Source organism: Mucilaginibacter yixingensis (genome assembly GCF_041080815.1).
Lineage (GTDB): Bacteria > Bacteroidota > Bacteroidia > Sphingobacteriales > Sphingobacteriaceae > Mucilaginibacter > Mucilaginibacter yixingensis.
Genome location: NZ_CP160205.1, coordinates 4,017,985 through 4,036,264, shown reverse-complemented (window position 1 = coordinate 4,036,264; position 18,280 = coordinate 4,017,985). Strand labels below are relative to the sequence as shown.

Genomic DNA, 18,280 nt, shown 5'->3' with positions numbered 1-18,280 from the left:
TTGCCAATACTCAGCTCTGCCCGCCGGGGGGCTTTAAATCGGTGGATGCTATTCTTCCAATAACTCTTTCATACTTTTCAGTACCATGCCCCAGTTCTCCCGCATGTGATGTATGCCCGCTTCGTCGTCAATATTATCCTGTGTAATGCTTACTATATGGTGGTCGGCTTCGGGTTTAATCTCGTAAATCACGTTGGCATAGTTCTCGGGTTTATCTTCTTTGCCGCTCATGCCGCTCCAGTAGGTGGTATGCAGAAGTTTTTCGGGTACCATTTCTATAATGGAGCCTTTGTCTTCGTATGTTTTTCCCTTCCATTCGCCACGGTAGGTAATGGCGCTGCCCTGTTGCCAGTCAGACGTTACGTTGGTGCCAAACAGATATTTTTTAATCATGGCCGGGTCTGTAAACGCCTGCCATATCTTTGATGCCGGGGCATTGATCTCAATACTGCATTTAACTGATAACTTTCTCATTTCAATAGTGCTCTGATAAATTAAATAACCACGGCCATCGGGTTTATGTTTGATTAGGTAATGTCTGCCTCGCATCAACTTTAAAAGTATTCATACTTGCTCTAAATGGCGTTTGGCTCAAACAATATGCTGTGGTTGCGCATTTTGCTATTTAATGGCCGAAGTTACCACCAAAAAATTTGTTATACAGAAGGTGCAGCCCGCCCTGCTGGGATTGATGGATGGCTCGGTATCAACCCTGGCGCCTATTTTTGCTACTGCGGGTTTAACAGAACAACCTATCAAAGCTTTTTATGTGGGTCTGGCCGCGTCGTTAGGTGCAGGTGTAAGCATGGGCCTGGCCGAAGCGCTTTCAGACGATGGAACGGTGACCGGCAGGGGCAGTCCGCTGATGCGGGGGAGTATTACTGGCCTGGCAACGGCACTCGGTGGTATGTTGCATACCTTCCCGTTTTTGGTGCCTAATATCCGTCATGCGTTGCACCTGGCTTATGTGGTGGTGGTAGTAGAGCTGCTGGCTATAGCCATTATCCGCTACAAGTTTATGAAAACACCACTATGGCCAACCATTATGCAGGTAATTATTGGAGGAGGGATAGTATTTGTAATCGGCCTGTTTTTGGGAAGCGCGTGAGAGGGAGATTTAAGATTAGTGGATTAAAGATTGGGAGGGACCTTGTTGTGTTTGATACAGAATTACTAACCTCTAATCTTCAGCCTTATTTAACAATCTTTAATCTTCAACCTTTGATCTCCAATCTTTAACCCCTACCTTTAAATTCTAAACAAACAAATACAAAACCTTATGAAGCGAAAAAGCTATTTGCCTATGGCTGTTATTTTGGCTGTAATGGCCTCTTCATGCAATAATAACCCCGCTGGTGGCGGCAATGCTGATAACCCTTTCTTTACCAAGAGCACGCTGCCTTTTGAGGCACCAGCCTGGGACAAGATCAAGAACGAGCATTTTAAGCCTGCCCTGGAAGAAGGCATGAAGCAGCAACTAGCCGAAGTACAAAAAATTGCTGATAACACCGAAGCTCCAACTTTTCAAAATACGCTGGAAGCGATGGAGAAGACCGGCGCAATGCTCAATCGCGCCAATATTGCTCTAAACGTGCTGGCAGGGGCCAATACCAACCCTGATCTGCAGAAACTGCAGGAAGAGGAGGCTCCCAAACTGGCTGCCACAAATGATGAGATCTATCTGAATAGCAAACTGTTCAAACGTGTAGAAGCTGTTTACAATCAGCGTGAGCAATTAAAGCTGGATCCTGAATCAAAGCGATTGGTAGAGTTTTACTATCAGAAATTTTTGCTGGCCGGTGCCAAACTATCAGATGCTGATAAAGGCAAACTGAAAGAACTAAATAAGGAAGAAGCTGGCCTGAGCGCCAAATTTAATAATAAACTACTGGGCGCTGCTAAAGATGGCGCACTGGTGGTTGACGATAAAACTAAACTGGCCGGTTTCTCGCAAGGTGAAATTGATGCTGCTGCGCAGGATGCCAAAGCGCGTAAGTTGGATGGCAAATGGGTGTTGCCTTTGCAAAATACCACCCAACAGCCTGCACTGCGGTCATTAAGCGACAGGGCCACCCGCCAAAAACTGTTTGAAGCCTCATGGACCCGTGCAGAGAAGGGCGACGCTAACGATACTCGTGATGTAATTGTCCAAATTGCACAGATCCGCGCGCAAAAAGCTCAACTATTAGGCTTTAAAAACTATGCCGAGTGGAAGCTGCAAGATCAGATGGCTAAAAATCCGGCTGCGGTACAATCATTCCTGGGTAAACTGGTGCCTGCTGCTACGGCTCATGCCAAACAAGAAGCTGCCGATATTCAGGCTGTGATAGATCAGCAAAAAGGCGGCTTCAAACTGGAGCCTTACGATTGGAATTTCTATGCCGAGCAGGTGCGCAAGGCTAAATATGACCTGGATGAAAACGAAGTAAAGCCATACTTTGAGCTGAATAAAGTATTAGAGAATGGCGTATTCTACGCGGCCACTCAACTTTACGGCATCACTTTTAAAGAACGTAAAGACCTGCCGGTTTACCAGCCTGACGTGCGCGTGTTTGAGGTACTGGATAAAGACGGCTCATCAATGGCACTGTTCTATTGCGATTACTTTAAACGCGATAACAAAAACGGCGGCGCCTGGATGGATAACATGGTGATCCAATCAAAACTGCTGGGCACTAAGCCGGTGGTTTATAACGTGTGTAACTTTACCAAGCCAGCTCCAGGGCAGCCAGCGTTGATCAGCTTTGATGATGTAACTACCATGTTCCATGAGTTTGGTCATGCGTTGCATGGCATGTTTGCCAGTCAGCAGTACCCAAGTATCTCTGGCGCTAATACCGCACGCGATTTTGTGGAGTTCCCGTCGCAATTTAACGAGCACTGGGCATCAGATCCTAAAGTGTTTGCCAACTACGCGGTACATTACAAAACCGGTGCTGCTATGCCGCAGGTGCTGGTAGATAAAATTAAAAAGGCCCATGGCTTTAATCAGGGCTATGCTTTAACTGAAATACTTGCCGCTGCTAGCCTGGATATGGAATGGCATACCCTGGCTGCCAATGCAGGCAAACAGGATGTAGATAAGTTTGAAGCCGATGCCTTAAACAGAACGCACCTCGACCTGCCACAGGTGCCCACGCGTTACCGTTCAAGCTATTTCCTGCATATCTGGGCAAATGGTTACGCAGCCGGCTACTATGCTTATCTGTGGACTGAAATGCTGGATGACGATGCCTACCAATGGTTTAAAGAAAACGGCGGTTTGACCCGTCAGAACGGTCAGCGATTTAGAGATATGATCCTTTCTAAAGGTAACACCGAAGATTTGGCTACCATGTTCAGAAACTTCCGCGGGCATGACCCGGATATCAAGCCGATGCTGGAGAACCGAGCATTGATTGGTAAATAATTGTTTAACGGCCCGCGAAAGCGGGCCGTTTTGGTTTGTGGTGCCGTGGGCTAAATGACACACCCCTGTTAATGTCAACATAATTGTCAACGCCTGAAGTTTCCCCTCTCGACAGGGGATTGTACGGACGCTGCTTTAGCACTGACCTGTAATAGGGGTGTGTCTTTGATAATCGTTCCCATTGTAAAAAGATTATTAAACATATGTTACAACCTTTTTTATAAAAACGGGATGGTTTTTTCAAACCGATTGCTAAATTTGATCTCATTCCTAATTTATGAATACAGACGCCCCGGCGGGTAAACAGGTGCTTGGTGTTTATATCAGCGGCTACCACATTACCACGCTTATTGTAGATCTTGCAACTGGCAATACCTTACGCTCTTCATACCAACGTGTTCCCGTTAACTCATGGGGCACGGCCGACGAGATTATTGGTACCTGTGCCACCGTTATCAAAAAAGCGCTTACCGAAAACCATGTTGATATCCACTTCATCGGCATAGCTATGCCCGGTCCGTTTGATTATGAGCAGGGGATATCCTACATCCGTAACAACAAAAAACACGACGCCCTTTACGGCCTGAATGTAAAACAGCTTTTGGCCGAACAAGTGGGCATTGCCACAGATCAGCTTTGTATGTTAAGCGATGCCGCGGCCTTTTTAAAAGGTGAGGTATTTGCCGGAGTAGCCAAAGGGGAGGACCGCTTGATTGGGCTTACACTGGGCACCGGTTTGGGTACTGCCAGGCTAAAAGACGGCGTAGCCGAAGACGCCAACCTATGGTGCATGCCGTTTTTAGATAGCATTGCCGAGGATTACCTGTCTGAACGCTGGTTCCTGAAACGTTATTACGAGCTCTCGGGCATTAACGTAGTCAATGTAAAAGAGCTGTCATCATTCTACCAAAGCTCATCAACCGTTAAATCGGTATTCAAAGAGTTTGCGGTTAACCTGGCCAATTTTACCGGCAACTTTGTGCATGCAGTACAGCCAAAAATGGTGGTGCTAAGCGGCGACATTTCTCGCGCCAGCGATTGCTTCCTGGCGGCCTATAAAGCTCAGCTAGCTAAAATTGGCCTGGAGGACTTACCCATCAACGTATCTAAATTGAACAGCGAGGCGGTAATGATAGGAGCGGCAACGAGTTGGCTAAACTAATAAGGAGAATATCTATAAATAATCACATTGGATGTATTTCTGAATTAAGATAACTGTCAGTCGTTATAGTGTATGGATGTCTTAAAAGTTTTGGGCGGTATCTTGTCTCTGTCGTTTGGAATCTATTACACAAGAAAACAACTGTTGATTTTCAAACGAAAAGAGCAGGATGAATTAGGCTTCGATATAAAAGGCCTTGGTGCAGGCGTTTGTTTCATTATGATCGGCATGAGCATGATACTAAGTAGTCTTTAAATACTTTTCTTTAAAGTGTTCTCGCTTAATCCAAACAGGTAGATTAAGTATGAAAAGAATTACCGGTGTTGACATTGATCATTCAAGAATGCATAATTCGTTTAACTGCGAAGCCTTCTTGAGTGGCTTTAAAAAACATTAGCTCACGAAAAATCCTGGCTCCAAACATCTCCCCGCTTATTCCGTTTAGCCTTTAATCAATTTTATTTATTAGACAGATACGAATGAAGAAAAACTTACTACTCATTGCTCTCATTATTTTTTGCTCCAAAACTTTTGCCCAAACCGATAGCCTGAAACACTCGCCTGTGCGTACGCTTACAGACGCGCAGTATACCGCCTGGCAAAACGGCACCGATTTGCAAAACCATGCTTACGTGGCCGAGCTAAACCGGTATCCACAGCCAGATAAAGTGTTGAAGCTGAAAAAGGAGCTGGATTTAAGTCCGATACAGATCAACAAGCTGAATGATATCATAAAGACGCTGAAACTAAAGAAGACAGAAGTAGGTATCTCCGTAATCAGGAATGAGCGCACGCTGGACAGTTTGTTTCGTACCGGCAGACTGGACGAGGGATCGATTATTTTTTACGGCAACCGTTACGGATTATATGAGGGCGAGTACCGCACAGCGCTGCTGATTGCCTGTTTTAACACCCGCAGATTGCTGAGCGACCAGCAACTGAAGAAGTTTGAAGCATTACAAAAGCATTAAATGATAATTTGCCGTTGGTTTTGTTTAATTTAGCGGCCCGAACTTTGTGGGCTACTAAAAGCAAGGCCCGGCAAATAGGACTGATAATTTTTGTATGAAGATTTCATTTGACTTTGAAAAACCACTGGCCGATCTGCAAGGGCAGATAGATAAGGTTAGACAGGTTGAAGATAAAACCCAGGTTGATATGTCGGCTACGCTGACGGAGCTTGAGGAGAAACTGGAAACAGCACAAAAGGAGCTTTACAGCAACCTGAGCGGCTGGCAGAAGGTACAGATCTCTCGTCACCCTGAAAGACCTTATACCCTGCAATACCTGGAGCTGATGTGCGATGATTTCATCGAAATGCATGGCGACCGTACTGTAGGTGATGACAAAGCCATCGTAGGTGGTTTTGGTACCCTGAACGGGCAGACTGTGATGTTTATCGGTCACCAAAAAGGCCGTAACACTAAAGACCGCCAGTACCGCAACTTTGGTATGGCTAACCCAGAGGGCTATCGCAAAGCGTTGCGCCTGATGAAACTGGCCGAAAAATTCAACAAACCTGTAGTTACCCTGATTGATACTCCGGGCGCATTCCCAGGCCTTGAGGCTGAAGAGCGCGGCCAGGGCGAAGCTATTGCCCGCAACCTACTGGAAATGTCTGTACTGAAGGTGCCTGTAATCTGTGTAATTATTGGTGAAGGTGCATCGGGCGGTGCGCTGGGTATTGGTATTGGCGATAGGGTGCTGATGCTGGAAAACTCATGGTACTCGGTAATCTCTCCAGAGAACTGTTCTACCATCCTTTGGAAAACCTGGGATTACAAAGAGAAAGCAGCCGAAGCTCTGAAACTGACCTCGAACGAGATGCTGAAAAATAAACTGATCGACGGCGTGGTAAAAGAACCACTAGGTGGCGCACACCAGGATCCGGTTGCTATGGCAGCCACCCTGAAAAAGCAACTGCTGAAAGATCTGAAAACCCTGAGAGAAGTGCCAGTTGATAAATTGGTAAATGACCGTATCGAGAAATTTAGCTCGATGGGTGTAGTAAACGAATAATCATCTTTGATTTAGATATGAAAGGGCGCTGTAAGGCGCCTTTTTTGTTTTTCGGGATATCTTCCCTTCTCTTTACTTTATGTCATTTCGACCAACGGGAGAAATCTTAGACGATTGCAACCTGATACGTGGCTTGACAATTGTCTAAGATTCCTCATCACGCCGTCCACAAACCCCACGCAGGTTCGTTCGGAATGACAGGAGGGAGAGGGGCAAAAACAAAAAAACCGGCACAAGGCCGGTTTTTCTATATCGCAATAGCTAATAAGTGTTATTTGGTTGCCATACCAAAGGTGCTGGCGTAGCTGGTAAACTGGGTTTCCAGCTTTTTGCTCAGAGCATCCTGGTGGGCATCTTTGGTCACACCTACAAATCCGTTGAATACAGACAGTGACAGCTGTATCTCGCGGCTGTTGATCGGGCCTGAACCGGTGCGCTGATTGTTGGCATAATAATCCATCAGGTTGGTCAGGTAATCATCAATCTGGTTAACCCATTTGTTGGCCAGTTGTGTGTCGCCCACTTTGTAGGCGTTAATTACCAGGCCGTATTTGTGTATCATTACATCCACATAAGGCATCAGGTTTGGCTGCACATCATCATATCTGTGCAGGGCCAGTTTGGCTTCTGCCGTACGGCCATCTTTAATCAGGTGATCTGTCAGGCTGGCAAATTGTTTAGCAATCAGCGGGTAGAACATCGTGGTCGACTCGTGATCCAGGTAACGGGCATTTTTCATGTTACCCCATTTAAACTTGTCCATCATGTTATGGTACATGGTCATGGTGTTGGCTGCCTGCAAGGTTTCCTGTTTGGCAGTATCAACAGCTATTGGCAACAGGCGGTAAGCAAAACCTTCCTGGTACAGGTAGTTTTGCAGACCCATCATGTTATCGGTACCTACGGTAATGGTAAAGTAAATCGGGCGTTTCCAGTTGTTATGCGCCAGGATATCCATCATCGCCAAATTGTCTTTGGTTACATAGTTTGATGGATATTTCCATTCCATTTCTTTCTTAACGCTGTCTTTTTTGTCAGCAGGAATTACGCCCTGTTTTACCAACTCGTTAGCATCAAGCGTCAGCTTAAAGTTTTTAGTTGGCAGGTAGTTTACCGGAGGGGTATCCTGTAACAGCAATTCTTTAGCGCGGTCATCATCCGAAGTAAGGAAATCAAATACATCCTTCAACTCGGTTGAGCCGTTCAGCTTTTTATCATCAGCATAGATCACATCGCGTACACCGGCTTCAAACTTCTCGTTCGGCATGGTGATAGGCAGTGGATCGGACTCATTCATTTTTTGCTTCATTTGGCGGATGTACCAATCTGTACCCAGCAAACTCAGGTTTACAATACGTACGTCCGGACGAACATTTTCAACCTCTTGTGCATACCACAGCGGATAAGTATCGTTATCGCCATAAGTAAACAGAATGGCGTTTGGCGCGCATGACTCCAGGTAGTTGGTAGCCATATCGCGAGGAGTAGTTTTGGTAGAGCGGTCATGATCATCCCACTCCTGGCTGGCCATTAATACAGGGGCAGCCAGTAAACAAGCCACAGAAGCTATAACAGCGCCCGTTTTTGGACTGATGGATTTGATTTTGCCCAGCCAATCGCCAATGGCAATTACGGCAAGGCCTATCCATATAGCAAAGGCATAGAATGACCCCGCATAGGCATAGTCACGCTCACGTGGTTGCAGCGGGTCCTGGTTAAGGTAAAGCACAATGGCTAAACCAGTGAAGAAGAACAGCAAACCTACCACGCCCGCATCTTTCTGATTACGGCCAAAGTGGTAGAAAGCGCCAATTAAGCCTAAGATAAGCGGCAACGCAAACAACTGGTTGTATGATTTGCTCTTAGTTACCGAGTATGGGTAGTGAGAGCGGTTTTTGAATGGATTGGTCCAGTTACCGTCAATACCGTAGCTGTCGTTCTGGCCATCCAGATCGTTAGTTCTGCCCACAAAGTTCCACAAGAAATAGCGGGTATACATCTGGTTGATCTGCCAGCTGAAGAAGAAGCCTAAGTTTTGGGCCATGCCCGGTTTATCTTCCGGACCCATGTGCAGCCAGTCGCGGTAAAACTGTGCAGCGTCTGGTTTGTCGCCTTTATAAATACGTGGGAACAGTGTGTTGTGATCATAAACCGTAGAGATTTTATGACCCGCAACCTCATATTGTGTTTTACCACGACGGTAAATAGGAGCGGTTTCTTTTTGGTCGATTGCCTTAGCATCAAAGAATTGACCGTACATCAGCGGTGTATCGCCATACTGGTCGCGGTTCAGGTAGCTGTTCAGGGTAAAGGCATCCTCAGGGTCGCTGTTGTTCAGGTTAGGGCTTGCTTTAGCGCGGATGATCAGCATTACAAACGAGCTGTAACCAAACAGGATGAACAGGGTGCTCACCAGAATCATGTTAAACACATAACGTTTCTGGCGAATTTTTACCACGTATTCAAGCAGAGCTACAACGCCTGCAGAGAATACCAGGCCAATAACACCGGTGGTAGCATCAACTGCAGAACCACAAACGGTGAACAGTAAAACAAAGATGATGGCCGCCGCAACAATAACTGGTTTTTGCGGCTTAACAGTATAGTAAATACCCAATATAATAGCACCAATAAGCAACAGGAAGAAGGTAACGGCACCACTGCCGAAGCCCATTTTAAAGGTGTTAACAAAAATCAGATCGAAATAAGCAGCGCCTTTTACGGTGTACTGAATAATACCCCAAAGGATAACACCCAGCGCAATAATACCCAATACAAATGCCCACAGTGTGCCTTTACCGGTAATGGTTTTAGCCCTGCGGAAGTAGATTACAATGGCAATGGCCGGGATAACCAGCAAGTTGAGCAAGTGCACACCGATAGAAAGGCCCATTACATAAGCAATGAAAACCAGCCAGCGGTCTGCATGTGGCTTATCGGCATTTGCATCCCACTTCATGATGGCCCAGAACACGATGGCTGTACACAGGGATGACTGTGCATAAACCTCAGACTCAACAGCCGAGAACCAGAAGGTATCAGAATAAGTATAAGCTAAAGCGCCAACCAAACCGGCGCCCATAATGAGTATAATATTGGTAATGTTTTCGTCGCTCTCTTTTTTGATAAGCAGCTTGCGGCCCAGCGCCGTGATGCTCCAGAACAGGAAAAGAATAGTGGCGCCGCTGGCCAAAGCCGAAGCAATGTTGGTCCAGTAAGCTACCCTATGTACATCGCCCATAGAGAGCAATGAGAAAACTTTACCTATCATGGTAAATAAAGGCGCACCTGGCTGGTGTGCTACCTGCAGACGATAAATACAGGCTATAAATTCACCACAATCCCAGAAACTGGCAGATGGTTCCAGTGTAAGAATATAGGTAAGGGAAGCAATGAGGAAGGCGATCCAGCCGAAAAGGTTATTGATCTTTGAATAACTCATGGGTAAAAATTTACAATATGGTGCTCATTTAGTGCAACGAAAGTAGTAATTCTATCCTCATGTTTCATCTAAATTAGCGGGAGTTTAACATATTTTAACCACTGGTAAGGGGCAAACAGAACAATTTTCATTTTTTTTCAATTTGTATTTTTGTTTTCTGAAAAACCTCCTATATTTGCAGTCCGTTTCAGAGAGTACTTTTAGACGGGGGAATTGCCTGATAGTATAATGGTAGTACGACGGTTTTTGGTACCGTTTGTCTTGGTTCGAATCCAGGTCGGGCAACACAGAATTTCGGATTTCGGATTTTCAACTTCCAAATTAAGAAGTCGGAAATTTGAAATCCGAAGTTGTTTTATCAGGGTTGATAACGGTGATGAGTGAAGATGATAAAGCCCCGGATAATAAGCATTGAAGTAGATCCGAAAGGGAACATTCTAAATGGCGCAGCCTTCTTGAATGCCTTCGGCAGCAGACAACTGAAAAATCCGAAATAAAATGCCTCTACAATTTAACCCGGTTAAGTTATTCTCAGGTTCGGGCACTACCCAGCTCGCCGAAAAGATTGCCAAGAAATATGGTCATGATTTGGGTGATGTTGTTCTTTCGCGTTTTAGCGATGGCGAGTTTCAGCCGCACTTCAATGAGTCCGTTCGCGGATGTGATGTGTTTCTGATCCAGTCAACTAACCCGCCGACTGACAACCTGATGGAACTGCTGATGATGATTGATGCCGCACGCCGCGCATCAGCCCATTATGTAACTGCAGTTATTCCTTATTTCGGGTTGGCCCGTCAGGATAGGAAAGATAAGCCACGTGTGGCTATCGGTTCTAAACTGGTTGCCAATTTGCTGGTAGCTGCTGGTATTGACCGCATTATGACGATGGACCTGCACGCTGCGCAGATCCAAGGTTTCTTTGACATTCCGGTTGATCACCTGGATGCATCGGTGATTTTTGTGCCTTATATTAAAAGCCTGGCACTGCCAAATCTAACCATTGCATCGCCGGATATGGGTGGTTCATACCGTGCACGTACCTTTGCCAAGTTTTTCAATGCAGAGGTGGTAATTTGCGACAAGCGCCGTAAACGTGCTAACGAGATTGAATCAATGACGGTAATTGGCGATGTAACCGATCAGGACATTGTGCTGATTGACGATATGTGCGATACTGCCGGTACCCTGAGTAAAGCGGCAGCCCTGGTTATGGAGCGTGGCGCCCGCAGTGTAAGAGCCGTTTGTACTCACGCGCTGCTGTCTGGTAATGCTTACGAGACCATTGAAAACTCGGTATTAACCGAACTGATTGTTACCGATACTATCCCGTTGAAACAACCGTGCGATAAGATCAGAGTACTGTCAACCGATACGCTTTTTGCCCGCGCCATTGCTAATGTAAATGAGCACGGATCAATAAGCGAGTTGTTTAAGGTGGATTAATTGTTGGTTGATAGTTGATGGTTCATTGTTCATAGAACTAAAGACCGTCGAAAAGATGGAGAATAGACGCCACGAACAATGATCTATGAACCAGAAAATGAATAAAGACTTTATGGAAAGTAGGCCATGAACAATGATCTATGAACCATGAACTAAAATAAATAACAAATAAATAAAAAATGAAATCAATTGCTATTAGCGGTTCTCTAAGAGAGAACGTAGGGAAAAGAGACGCAAAAGAAGCGCGTTACCAAGGTCAGGTACCAGCGGTTCTTTACGGTGGGGCAGAACAAACCCACTTCACAGTGTCTGCAGCTGATTTGAAACCTGCTGTTTACACTCCGCAGGTTCATTTCATCGATCTGGAAATTGGCGGCAAAAAAGCTCAGGCTATCATTCAGGACATTCAGTTCCACCCGTTGACCGAGCAGATCCTGCACGTTGACTTCCTGGAATTGTTTGAAAACAAACCAGTAACTATCGAAATTCCAATCCGCTTAACCGGTACTTCACCTGGTGTTAAAATGGGTGGTAAATTAGTGCAGAAACTGCGCAAATTGCGTGTTAAAGCACTTCCAAAAGATCACCTGGATAACATCGAAGTAAGCATCGAAGGTCTGGAAGTAGGTAAATCAGTACGTGTACGTGAAATCAGCGTTGAAAACCTGACTATCACTAACACTCCTGAAGATACTATCCTGTCTATCACTACCTCACGTGCATTGCGTCAGGCTGAGCAGGAAGCTAACAAAAAATAATTCTCGGATCACACCGATAATAGAAAACAGCGATGGGAAACCATCGCTGTTTTTGTTTGGAGGAATATCAACCAGATCAGTAATTACGTCATTGCGAGGTACGAAGCAATCTCTGCATACGCAAAGCGAATTTCTATTCCCGACTGTCCTTTACAGAGATTGCTTCGTACCTCGCAATGACGTGGTGAAAGTCTTCTCCTCTCCCCAAAAAATCCCATATTTGCATCCTGAAAAATAAAAGTTCCTCTACCAGGAGGCGCAAGGGTTTATAAATGAAATATCTGATAGTAGGTTTAGGTAATATAGGGCAGGAGTATGCAGATACCCGCCACAACATTGGTTTTATGGTGCTGGACGAACTGGCTAAGCAAGAAAACCTGAAGTTTAGCAACATGCGCCTGGCTTATTATGCCGAGTATAGCTACAAAGGCCGTATGCTGCACCTTATTAAGCCAACCACCTACATGAACCTGAGTGGCAAAGCCCTGAACTACTGGATGAAGGAGTTGAAAATACCCGTAGAAAACGTACTGGTGATAGTTGATGAACTGGCCTTGCCGCTGGGTACCCTGCGCCTGAAACCCAAAGGCAGCGCTGCCGGCCATAACGGGCTGCGCAATATTGAAGCCACGCTGGGGAATAACAACTATGCCCGTCTGCGCTTTGGCATTGGCGATAATTATCCTAAAGGCCGCCAGGTTGACTACGTGTTGAGCGGCTTTGATGATGACGAGCAACCCGAACTGCCCGCATTGATCGATAAATCTATTGAGATTGTTAAAAGCTTTGCTGCCATTGGTACTGAGCTGACCATGACAAAATTTAACAATAAATAACATTAAGCATTCTGGAAACGTGGTTTTAACTAATTGATTAGTTAAAATCTGTTAAATAGTTTAGCGGGTTTGGTTGCTGTTTTATCTTGCAGCATCGGCACAGAAAAAAATTCTGAAAAGCGTAACGAATTGTGGCGCGCTGTGTCTTATTGGAACGAAACCAAATCTTGCTATGAAGAAACTATTACTTGCTGCAATTTTTTGCATGCTTACCGCTTTGGTGCATGCGCAAACCAAGGCACCCACGGTGACCATAAAGGGGATGGTGACCGATTCTGTTACACAAAAGCCACTGGGTTTCGTAACTGCTGCATTGACTGATGCCACTACCAGGCAGCCCGTAAAAAGTACGCTATCTAAAGACGATGGTGTGTTTGAACTCCGTAATCTACCTTCAAAATCTTATCAGCTGGCATTGGTTTATGTGGGCTATCAAAGTAAAACCATAGAAGTAAAGGGCAACGCATCAGTTGATATAGGAAAAATCATCCTGTCGCCAGCCAATAATCAGCTCAAAGAAGTAGCGGTGAGCGCTACCAAACCGTTGATGAAACAAGAGGTTGATCGCATTAGCTACGATGTACAGGCCGATCCGGAGAGCAAGGCCCTTACCGCGCTGGATATGATGCGCAAAGTACCACTGGTAAGTGTTGACGGTAACGATAATATCAGGCTGAAGGGTACGGGCAATTATAAGATCCTGATCAATGGTAAAGAGTCTGCATTGATGGCCAAAAATCCGTCTGACGTGTTGAAGGCCATGCCGGCATCAAACATTGTGCGCATTGAAGTAATTACCACGCCGCCGGCCAAGTATGATGCCGAGGGTTTGGCCGGTATACTAAACATTATTACCAAAGCCGACGCAGATCAAGGCTATAACATTGGCATTAACGGGCGCATCAATAACCGTTGGGGGCCGGGTGGTAATATTAACGGTAGCGTAAAACAAGGTAAGTTTGGTGCAACGGCTTATTTTGGTGCAGGTAAACAAACCGGAAACGAAACAGCTAACGGTACCGTGCAAAATATTTTTGCGCCAGGCACAACCAACATTCAATCGGTGCGTACGCAAGATGCGCGTAATGCCTACGGTGGCAATTATAAATACGGTAATGCAGAGTTGAGCTATGAGATAGATTCGCTTAATCTGCTTACCGGCTCTGTGAACTATTGGGGGGGCGATTTTTATAACAACAATAAGCAATTGTTTAATAGTACCGGTACCAGTGTATCCCACTATTATTTAATGGCAGATAATCTTAACAATAACTTGGGTTTGGATGCGGGCTTAAACTATCAGCTTGGGTTTAAACGCAGCAAAGATCAATTGCTTACACTGTCATACAAATACAGTTACTCGCCCAGTAAATCAACCTCAAATAACCTGATAACAGACCGGCAGAATTATTATAACAAAGATTTTCCAGACTATAACCAATACAACAACTCGGGTAACAGAGAACATACCATACAGTTAGATTACGCTCATCCGCTTAAAAAGATCACCATAGAGGCGGGCGCGAAAGCTATCCTGCGCAATAATTTCAGCGATTTTCATAGAGACGATCGTGATACGGCAAGCAATACCTATACCCTTAATCCTAATCAGACCAATAATTTTAATTATAAACAAGGGGTATACAGCTTGTATAATTCCTACCAGTTGAAGCTTGAAAACTGGACAGCCAAAGCCGGTTTGCGCCTGGAGCGAACTACGGTTGATGCCGATTTTACCAACCTTAGCACCAACAGCGTTAACCAGGGCTATAATAACCTGATCCCATCGGTTTCCATCCAACGCAAATTTAAAAAATACAGCTTTACCCTGGGTTATACAGAGCGTATCCAACGTCCGGGTATTTATCAGCTTAATCCATTTGTAGATCGTACCGACCCCAAATTCATTAACACCGGCAATCCCAACCTGCGCCCCGAGCTAAGCCATTCTTTTGAGCTAAATTATAGCAATTTCAGCAAAAACTCGTTTACGCTTGGGCTGAGCTACGCGTTCTCTAACAACGCTATTCAAAATGTGTCTACTCTAATCACCGATATGATTAACGGTAACCCTGACGTGGTAACCTTAACCACTTATGAAAACCTGGGGAGCAATAAATCGCTCGGTTTAAACTCCAATGCCACCTTTGCCGTTACTAAACAGCTTAACGTGAGCCTGAACGGACAGGTAAGCAGAGTTTGGCTGGCAGGTACATTTAACGGTATGTTCTATAAAAATGCGGGCTATAATGGCAATGCATTTTTTAATGGCTCTTATAAATTTAACAAGGGCTACCGGGTTAGTACAGATGTAGGTTATTTTAGTGGTAACGTGGCTTTGCAGGGTAGCTCCAGTCAGTTCATTTATTCGTCGTTTGTGGTAACTAAAGAGTTTCTGGATAAGAAGGCCAGCATATCGCTGGTGTCTAATAACCCTTGGGCCACTTATCAAACCTACCGTTCCACAACAGTAACCGACAACTTTTATCAAAGCGTCTATTATCAAAATATTTACCGCCATTTTGCCATTCGCTTTAATTATAAGTTTGGCAAGCTGAAGAGCGAGATCAAACGCAGCCAGCATGGTATTAATAATGATGATACCAAAGGCGGAAGCAAATCTGGTAGCACAGCCGGATAGCCCATTAATCAATAGTAAAAGAGCCGTACATGTGTTAAACTTGCTGGTTTTTAATAAAACAATATAAAACTAAATTATTAGTTTTATATTTGATAGCCCTAACCAAACCAATTATCTGCCTTATCAATATTATGAGAAAAACCATCTTTACAATTCTGTGCGCGCTGCTTTCAACGCTGGCCATTGCGCAAACACCAGCGCTGCCTAAAACTATGCTGATTAAAGGGACGGTGATAGATTCGGCGTCGGGTAAATCATTAAGTTTTGTTACCGCAGCCTTAACAGATGCTACTACCAAAGCGCCGGTAAAAAGCACGCTGACTAAAGAGAGCGGCCTGTTTGAGCTGAAAAATCTGCCCATGAAAGCGTACCATCTCTCGTTGGTTTATACAGGTTATAAAACTCATCCTATCAGCATTAAGGGCGATAAAGAAGTGGAGGATGTAGGCAAGATTGTACTGGCTCCATCAAATAATCAATTAAAGGAAGTTGCTGTTACCGCCAGCAAACCGCTGGCAACCCAGGAGATTGACCGCCTGAGCTATGACATACAAGCCGATCCGGAAAGCAAGGTATTGAACGTGCTGGAAATGATGCGCAAAGTGCCTATGCTCTCGCTGGACGCGGACGATAATATTAAGCTGAAGGGCAGCGGTAACTACAAGATCTTTATTAACGGTAAACCGTCCAGTATGCTGGCGCACAACCCCAAGGATGTATTAAGAGCCATGCCGGCAACCAGCATCCAAAAAATAGAGGTGATTACTACACCTCCCGCTAAGTATGACAGCGAGGGACTGGACGGCATCATTAACATCATCACCAACAAAAACGTTGACAATGGTTATAATGCCAGTTTAAACTTCCGCCAGAATTTTCCGATAGGCGGCCCGGGAGGAGGTGGTTCATTTACCGGTAAGAAAGGAAAATTCGGGATATCTACCTATATGGGTGGCAATATCTATAATACGCCAGAAGTGGCAGGCAGCAGCAGCAGGATCACCAGCGGCTCTAATCCGTCTGTTTTAACGCAGAATAGCATTAACAGCTATAAAAACAAGGGCGTTTATGGCAACGCCGAGTTAAGCTTTGAGGCTGATTCTCTGAACTTGTTTACGGTAGAGTTTGGTTTATACACCGGAAACTATACCGGCTTAAACTCTAACCGGTCTTTCACGCAGGTAGCGCCGGCCAATATTGGCTACACTTTTAATAACACAAACCTGGATAAGTATAACAGTTACGATCTTGGTTTGAACTACCAATTAGGTTTTAAGGGCAACAAGAACAGGTTGCTTACCTTTTCCTACCGCAGTATTAATGGTATTGACAAAGGCTCAAATAACCAGTTGCTTGGAGATACCATAAACTATCATGCTTCCAGCTTTTTGCAGATCAATAACGCTAACTCGCATGAGCACACGCTCCAGGTTGATTATGTTCACCCGCTGAAGAAGATAAATATTGAAGGAGGTATGAAAGCCATACTACGTAACAACAACAGTAATTTTGAGTATGACGTACAGGATGCCAAAACCAACACCTACAATATAGATACTGCACGCAGCAATGTGTATGATAATAACCAGTATGTGCTGGGTGCTTACAATACTTATCAGTATACCTTGAAAAGCTGGGCGTTTAAAGCAGGCGCCCGTGCAGAAGAAACTATTGTAAAGGCCGATTTTATTACCAATGCAACCAACGTAAACCGTAACTATTTTAACGTGGTGCCTTCTGTATCCATCAATCGGAAATTTAAAAACAACAGCAGCCTTAATTTAGGTTACACCCAGCGTATACAGCGGCCCGACATCTGGCAGCTTAATCCTTTTGTTGATTTGTCTAACCCTGCTTTTCAATTTCATGGTAACCCTGATCTGAAAGCTGTTGTAAGTAATAACTTTCAGTTGAATTACAGCTGGTTTAAAAAAGCAACCATCAATGTAGGACTGAGCTATAATTTTGCCAGCAACACCATTGAAGCCGTTTCTGTATATGACACTGTTTCCCGCGTAACAACTACTTCGTACGCCAATATTGGTAAAAACAGATCGATTGGTACCAATTTTAGCGTCAATTATCCCATTACTAAAAAACTCACCTTTAACTTAAACGGCAACCTTAAATATCTATTTATACAAGGTATGGTAAACGGCGTGCTGGCCAAAAATGATGGTTTGCAGGGCAATGTCTACTCTTATCTTAGTTACAAGTTTGCTGATGGCACACGCGTTAACGCCAATGTGGGCTATGCCAGCTCATACATTTCGTTACAGGGGCAGTCCAGCTCGTTTGTTAACTCGGGTTTAAGCATCAGTCGTGATTTGATTAAGAACAAGCTGATTTTGGGCGGAGTGGTTAATAACCCGTTTGCAAAATTCAGAACATACAGAAATGAAACTACCGGTCCGCTATTTGTGCAGACCTCAGAGCGTCAAAGTTACCTGAGATCATTTAGTTTTAACCTGAGCTACCGTTTCGGAAAGCTGCAGAAGGAGATTAAAAAGAACCAGCGCAGTATTAATAATGACGATACATCGGGCGGTAAAGGCGGCGGAAATTAATTA

General features: G+C 44.8%; 12 protein-coding genes and 1 tRNA gene. 11 read left to right on the top strand and 2 right to left on the bottom strand.

Going from position 1 to position 18,280, the window contains the following annotated elements:
* Window positions 1–48 precede the first annotated feature (48 nt).
* Window positions 49–474 carry an SRPBCC family protein gene (locus ABZR88_RS16400; protein ID WP_107827077.1) on the bottom strand — a complete coding sequence of 142 codons (426 nt, stop codon included), beginning with the start codon at window positions 472–474 and terminating at the stop codon, window positions 49–51.
* Between the two features lie 154 nt (window positions 475–628).
* Between ABZR88_RS16400 and ABZR88_RS16395 the strand changes: the two genes are divergently transcribed.
* The 5 genes from ABZR88_RS16395 to ABZR88_RS16375 all read left to right on the top strand — a co-directional run bounded on the left by ABZR88_RS16395 (window position 629) and on the right by ABZR88_RS16375 (window position 6,590).
* Window positions 629–1,108: a VIT family protein gene (locus ABZR88_RS16395; RefSeq protein ID WP_107826298.1), complete on the top strand. Its 480-nt coding sequence runs from the start codon at window positions 629–631 to the stop codon at window positions 1,106–1,108.
* Between the two features lie 171 nt (window positions 1,109–1,279).
* Window positions 1,280–3,409, top strand: coding sequence for a peptidyl-dipeptidase Dcp (gene dcp, locus ABZR88_RS16390; RefSeq protein ID WP_107826299.1), 2,130 nt, complete (start codon window positions 1,280–1,282; stop codon window positions 3,407–3,409).
* 277 nt (window positions 3,410–3,686) lie between these two features.
* Entirely contained in the window at window positions 3,687–4,571 is an 885-nt protein-coding gene (locus ABZR88_RS16385) for an ROK family protein (protein ID WP_107826300.1), read from the top strand.
* 479 nt (window positions 4,572–5,050) lie between these two features.
* On the top strand, window positions 5,051–5,542 hold the full coding sequence (locus ABZR88_RS16380) for a hypothetical protein (RefSeq protein ID WP_107826302.1): 492 nt from the start codon (window positions 5,051–5,053) through the stop codon (window positions 5,540–5,542).
* Between the two features lie 94 nt (window positions 5,543–5,636).
* Window positions 5,637–6,590 (top strand): acetyl-CoA carboxylase carboxyltransferase subunit alpha, encoded by a 954-nt coding sequence (locus ABZR88_RS16375; RefSeq protein WP_107826303.1) that lies wholly within the window; start codon window positions 5,637–5,639, stop codon window positions 6,588–6,590.
* Window positions 6,591–6,861: 271 nt separating this feature from the next.
* Here ABZR88_RS16375 and ABZR88_RS16370 read toward each other — a convergent pair whose 3' ends face one another.
* Window positions 6,862–10,032 carry a DUF2723 domain-containing protein gene (locus ABZR88_RS16370; protein WP_107826304.1) on the bottom strand — a complete coding sequence of 1,057 codons (3,171 nt, stop codon included), beginning with the start codon at window positions 10,030–10,032 and terminating at the stop codon, window positions 6,862–6,864.
* A gap of 214 nt (window positions 10,033–10,246) precedes the next feature.
* On the opposite strand from ABZR88_RS16370, the gene ABZR88_RS16365 reads away from it, so the two are divergent.
* The 6 genes from ABZR88_RS16365 (at window position 10,247) to ABZR88_RS16340 (ending at window position 18,277) form a co-directional block, all read left to right on the top strand.
* Window positions 10,247–10,317, top strand: a tRNA-Gln gene (locus ABZR88_RS16365).
* A gap of 213 nt (window positions 10,318–10,530) precedes the next feature.
* Window positions 10,531–11,475, top strand: a complete 945-nt coding sequence (locus ABZR88_RS16360) for a ribose-phosphate pyrophosphokinase (protein ID WP_107826305.1) — start codon at window positions 10,531–10,533, stop codon at window positions 11,473–11,475.
* A gap of 179 nt (window positions 11,476–11,654) precedes the next feature.
* Window positions 11,655–12,233: a 50S ribosomal protein L25/general stress protein Ctc gene (locus ABZR88_RS16355; protein WP_107826306.1), complete on the top strand. Its 579-nt coding sequence runs from the start codon at window positions 11,655–11,657 to the stop codon at window positions 12,231–12,233.
* A gap of 272 nt (window positions 12,234–12,505) precedes the next feature.
* Window positions 12,506–13,069, top strand: a complete 564-nt coding sequence (pth, locus tag ABZR88_RS16350) for an aminoacyl-tRNA hydrolase (RefSeq protein WP_107826307.1) — start codon at window positions 12,506–12,508, stop codon at window positions 13,067–13,069.
* Window positions 13,070–13,241: 172 nt separating this feature from the next.
* The gene (locus ABZR88_RS16345; RefSeq protein WP_107826308.1) at window positions 13,242–15,710 is read left to right on the top strand and encodes a TonB-dependent receptor; all 2,469 of its coding nucleotides are present in this window, start codon (window positions 13,242–13,244) and stop codon (window positions 15,708–15,710) included.
* Window positions 15,711–15,841: 131 nt separating this feature from the next.
* Entirely contained in the window at window positions 15,842–18,277 is a 2,436-nt protein-coding gene (locus tag ABZR88_RS16340) for an outer membrane beta-barrel family protein (protein WP_146166435.1), read from the top strand.
* The last annotated feature ends 3 nt before the right edge of the window (window positions 18,278–18,280 follow it).

Bases quoted from the DNA above. Each gene is read 5' to 3' on its own strand.
- ABZR88_RS16370 (WP_107826304.1), bottom strand. From the start codon at position 10,032: ATGAGTTATTCAAAGATCAATAACCTTTTCGGCTGGATCGCCTTCCTC.
- dcp (WP_107826299.1), top strand. From the start codon at position 1,280: ATGAAGCGAAAAAGCTATTTGCCTATGGCTGTTATTTTGGCTGTAATG.
- ABZR88_RS16395 (WP_107826298.1), top strand. From the start codon at position 629: ATGGCCGAAGTTACCACCAAAAAATTTGTTATACAGAAGGTGCAGCCC.
- ABZR88_RS16375 (WP_107826303.1), top strand. From the start codon at position 5,637: ATGAAGATTTCATTTGACTTTGAAAAACCACTGGCCGATCTGCAAGGG.
- ABZR88_RS16360 (WP_107826305.1), top strand. From the start codon at position 10,531: ATGCCTCTACAATTTAACCCGGTTAAGTTATTCTCAGGTTCGGGCACT.
- pth (WP_107826307.1), top strand. From the start codon at position 12,506: ATGAAATATCTGATAGTAGGTTTAGGTAATATAGGGCAGGAGTATGCA.
- ABZR88_RS16340 (WP_146166435.1), top strand. From the start codon at position 15,842: ATGAGAAAAACCATCTTTACAATTCTGTGCGCGCTGCTTTCAACGCTG.
- ABZR88_RS16385 (WP_107826300.1), top strand. From the start codon at position 3,687: ATGAATACAGACGCCCCGGCGGGTAAACAGGTGCTTGGTGTTTATATC.
- ABZR88_RS16355 (WP_107826306.1), top strand. From the start codon at position 11,655: ATGAAATCAATTGCTATTAGCGGTTCTCTAAGAGAGAACGTAGGGAAA.
- ABZR88_RS16380 (WP_107826302.1), top strand. From the start codon at position 5,051: ATGAAGAAAAACTTACTACTCATTGCTCTCATTATTTTTTGCTCCAAA.
- ABZR88_RS16400 (WP_107827077.1), bottom strand. From the start codon at position 474: ATGAGAAAGTTATCAGTTAAATGCAGTATTGAGATCAATGCCCCGGCA.
- ABZR88_RS16345 (WP_107826308.1), top strand. From the start codon at position 13,242: ATGAAGAAACTATTACTTGCTGCAATTTTTTGCATGCTTACCGCTTTG.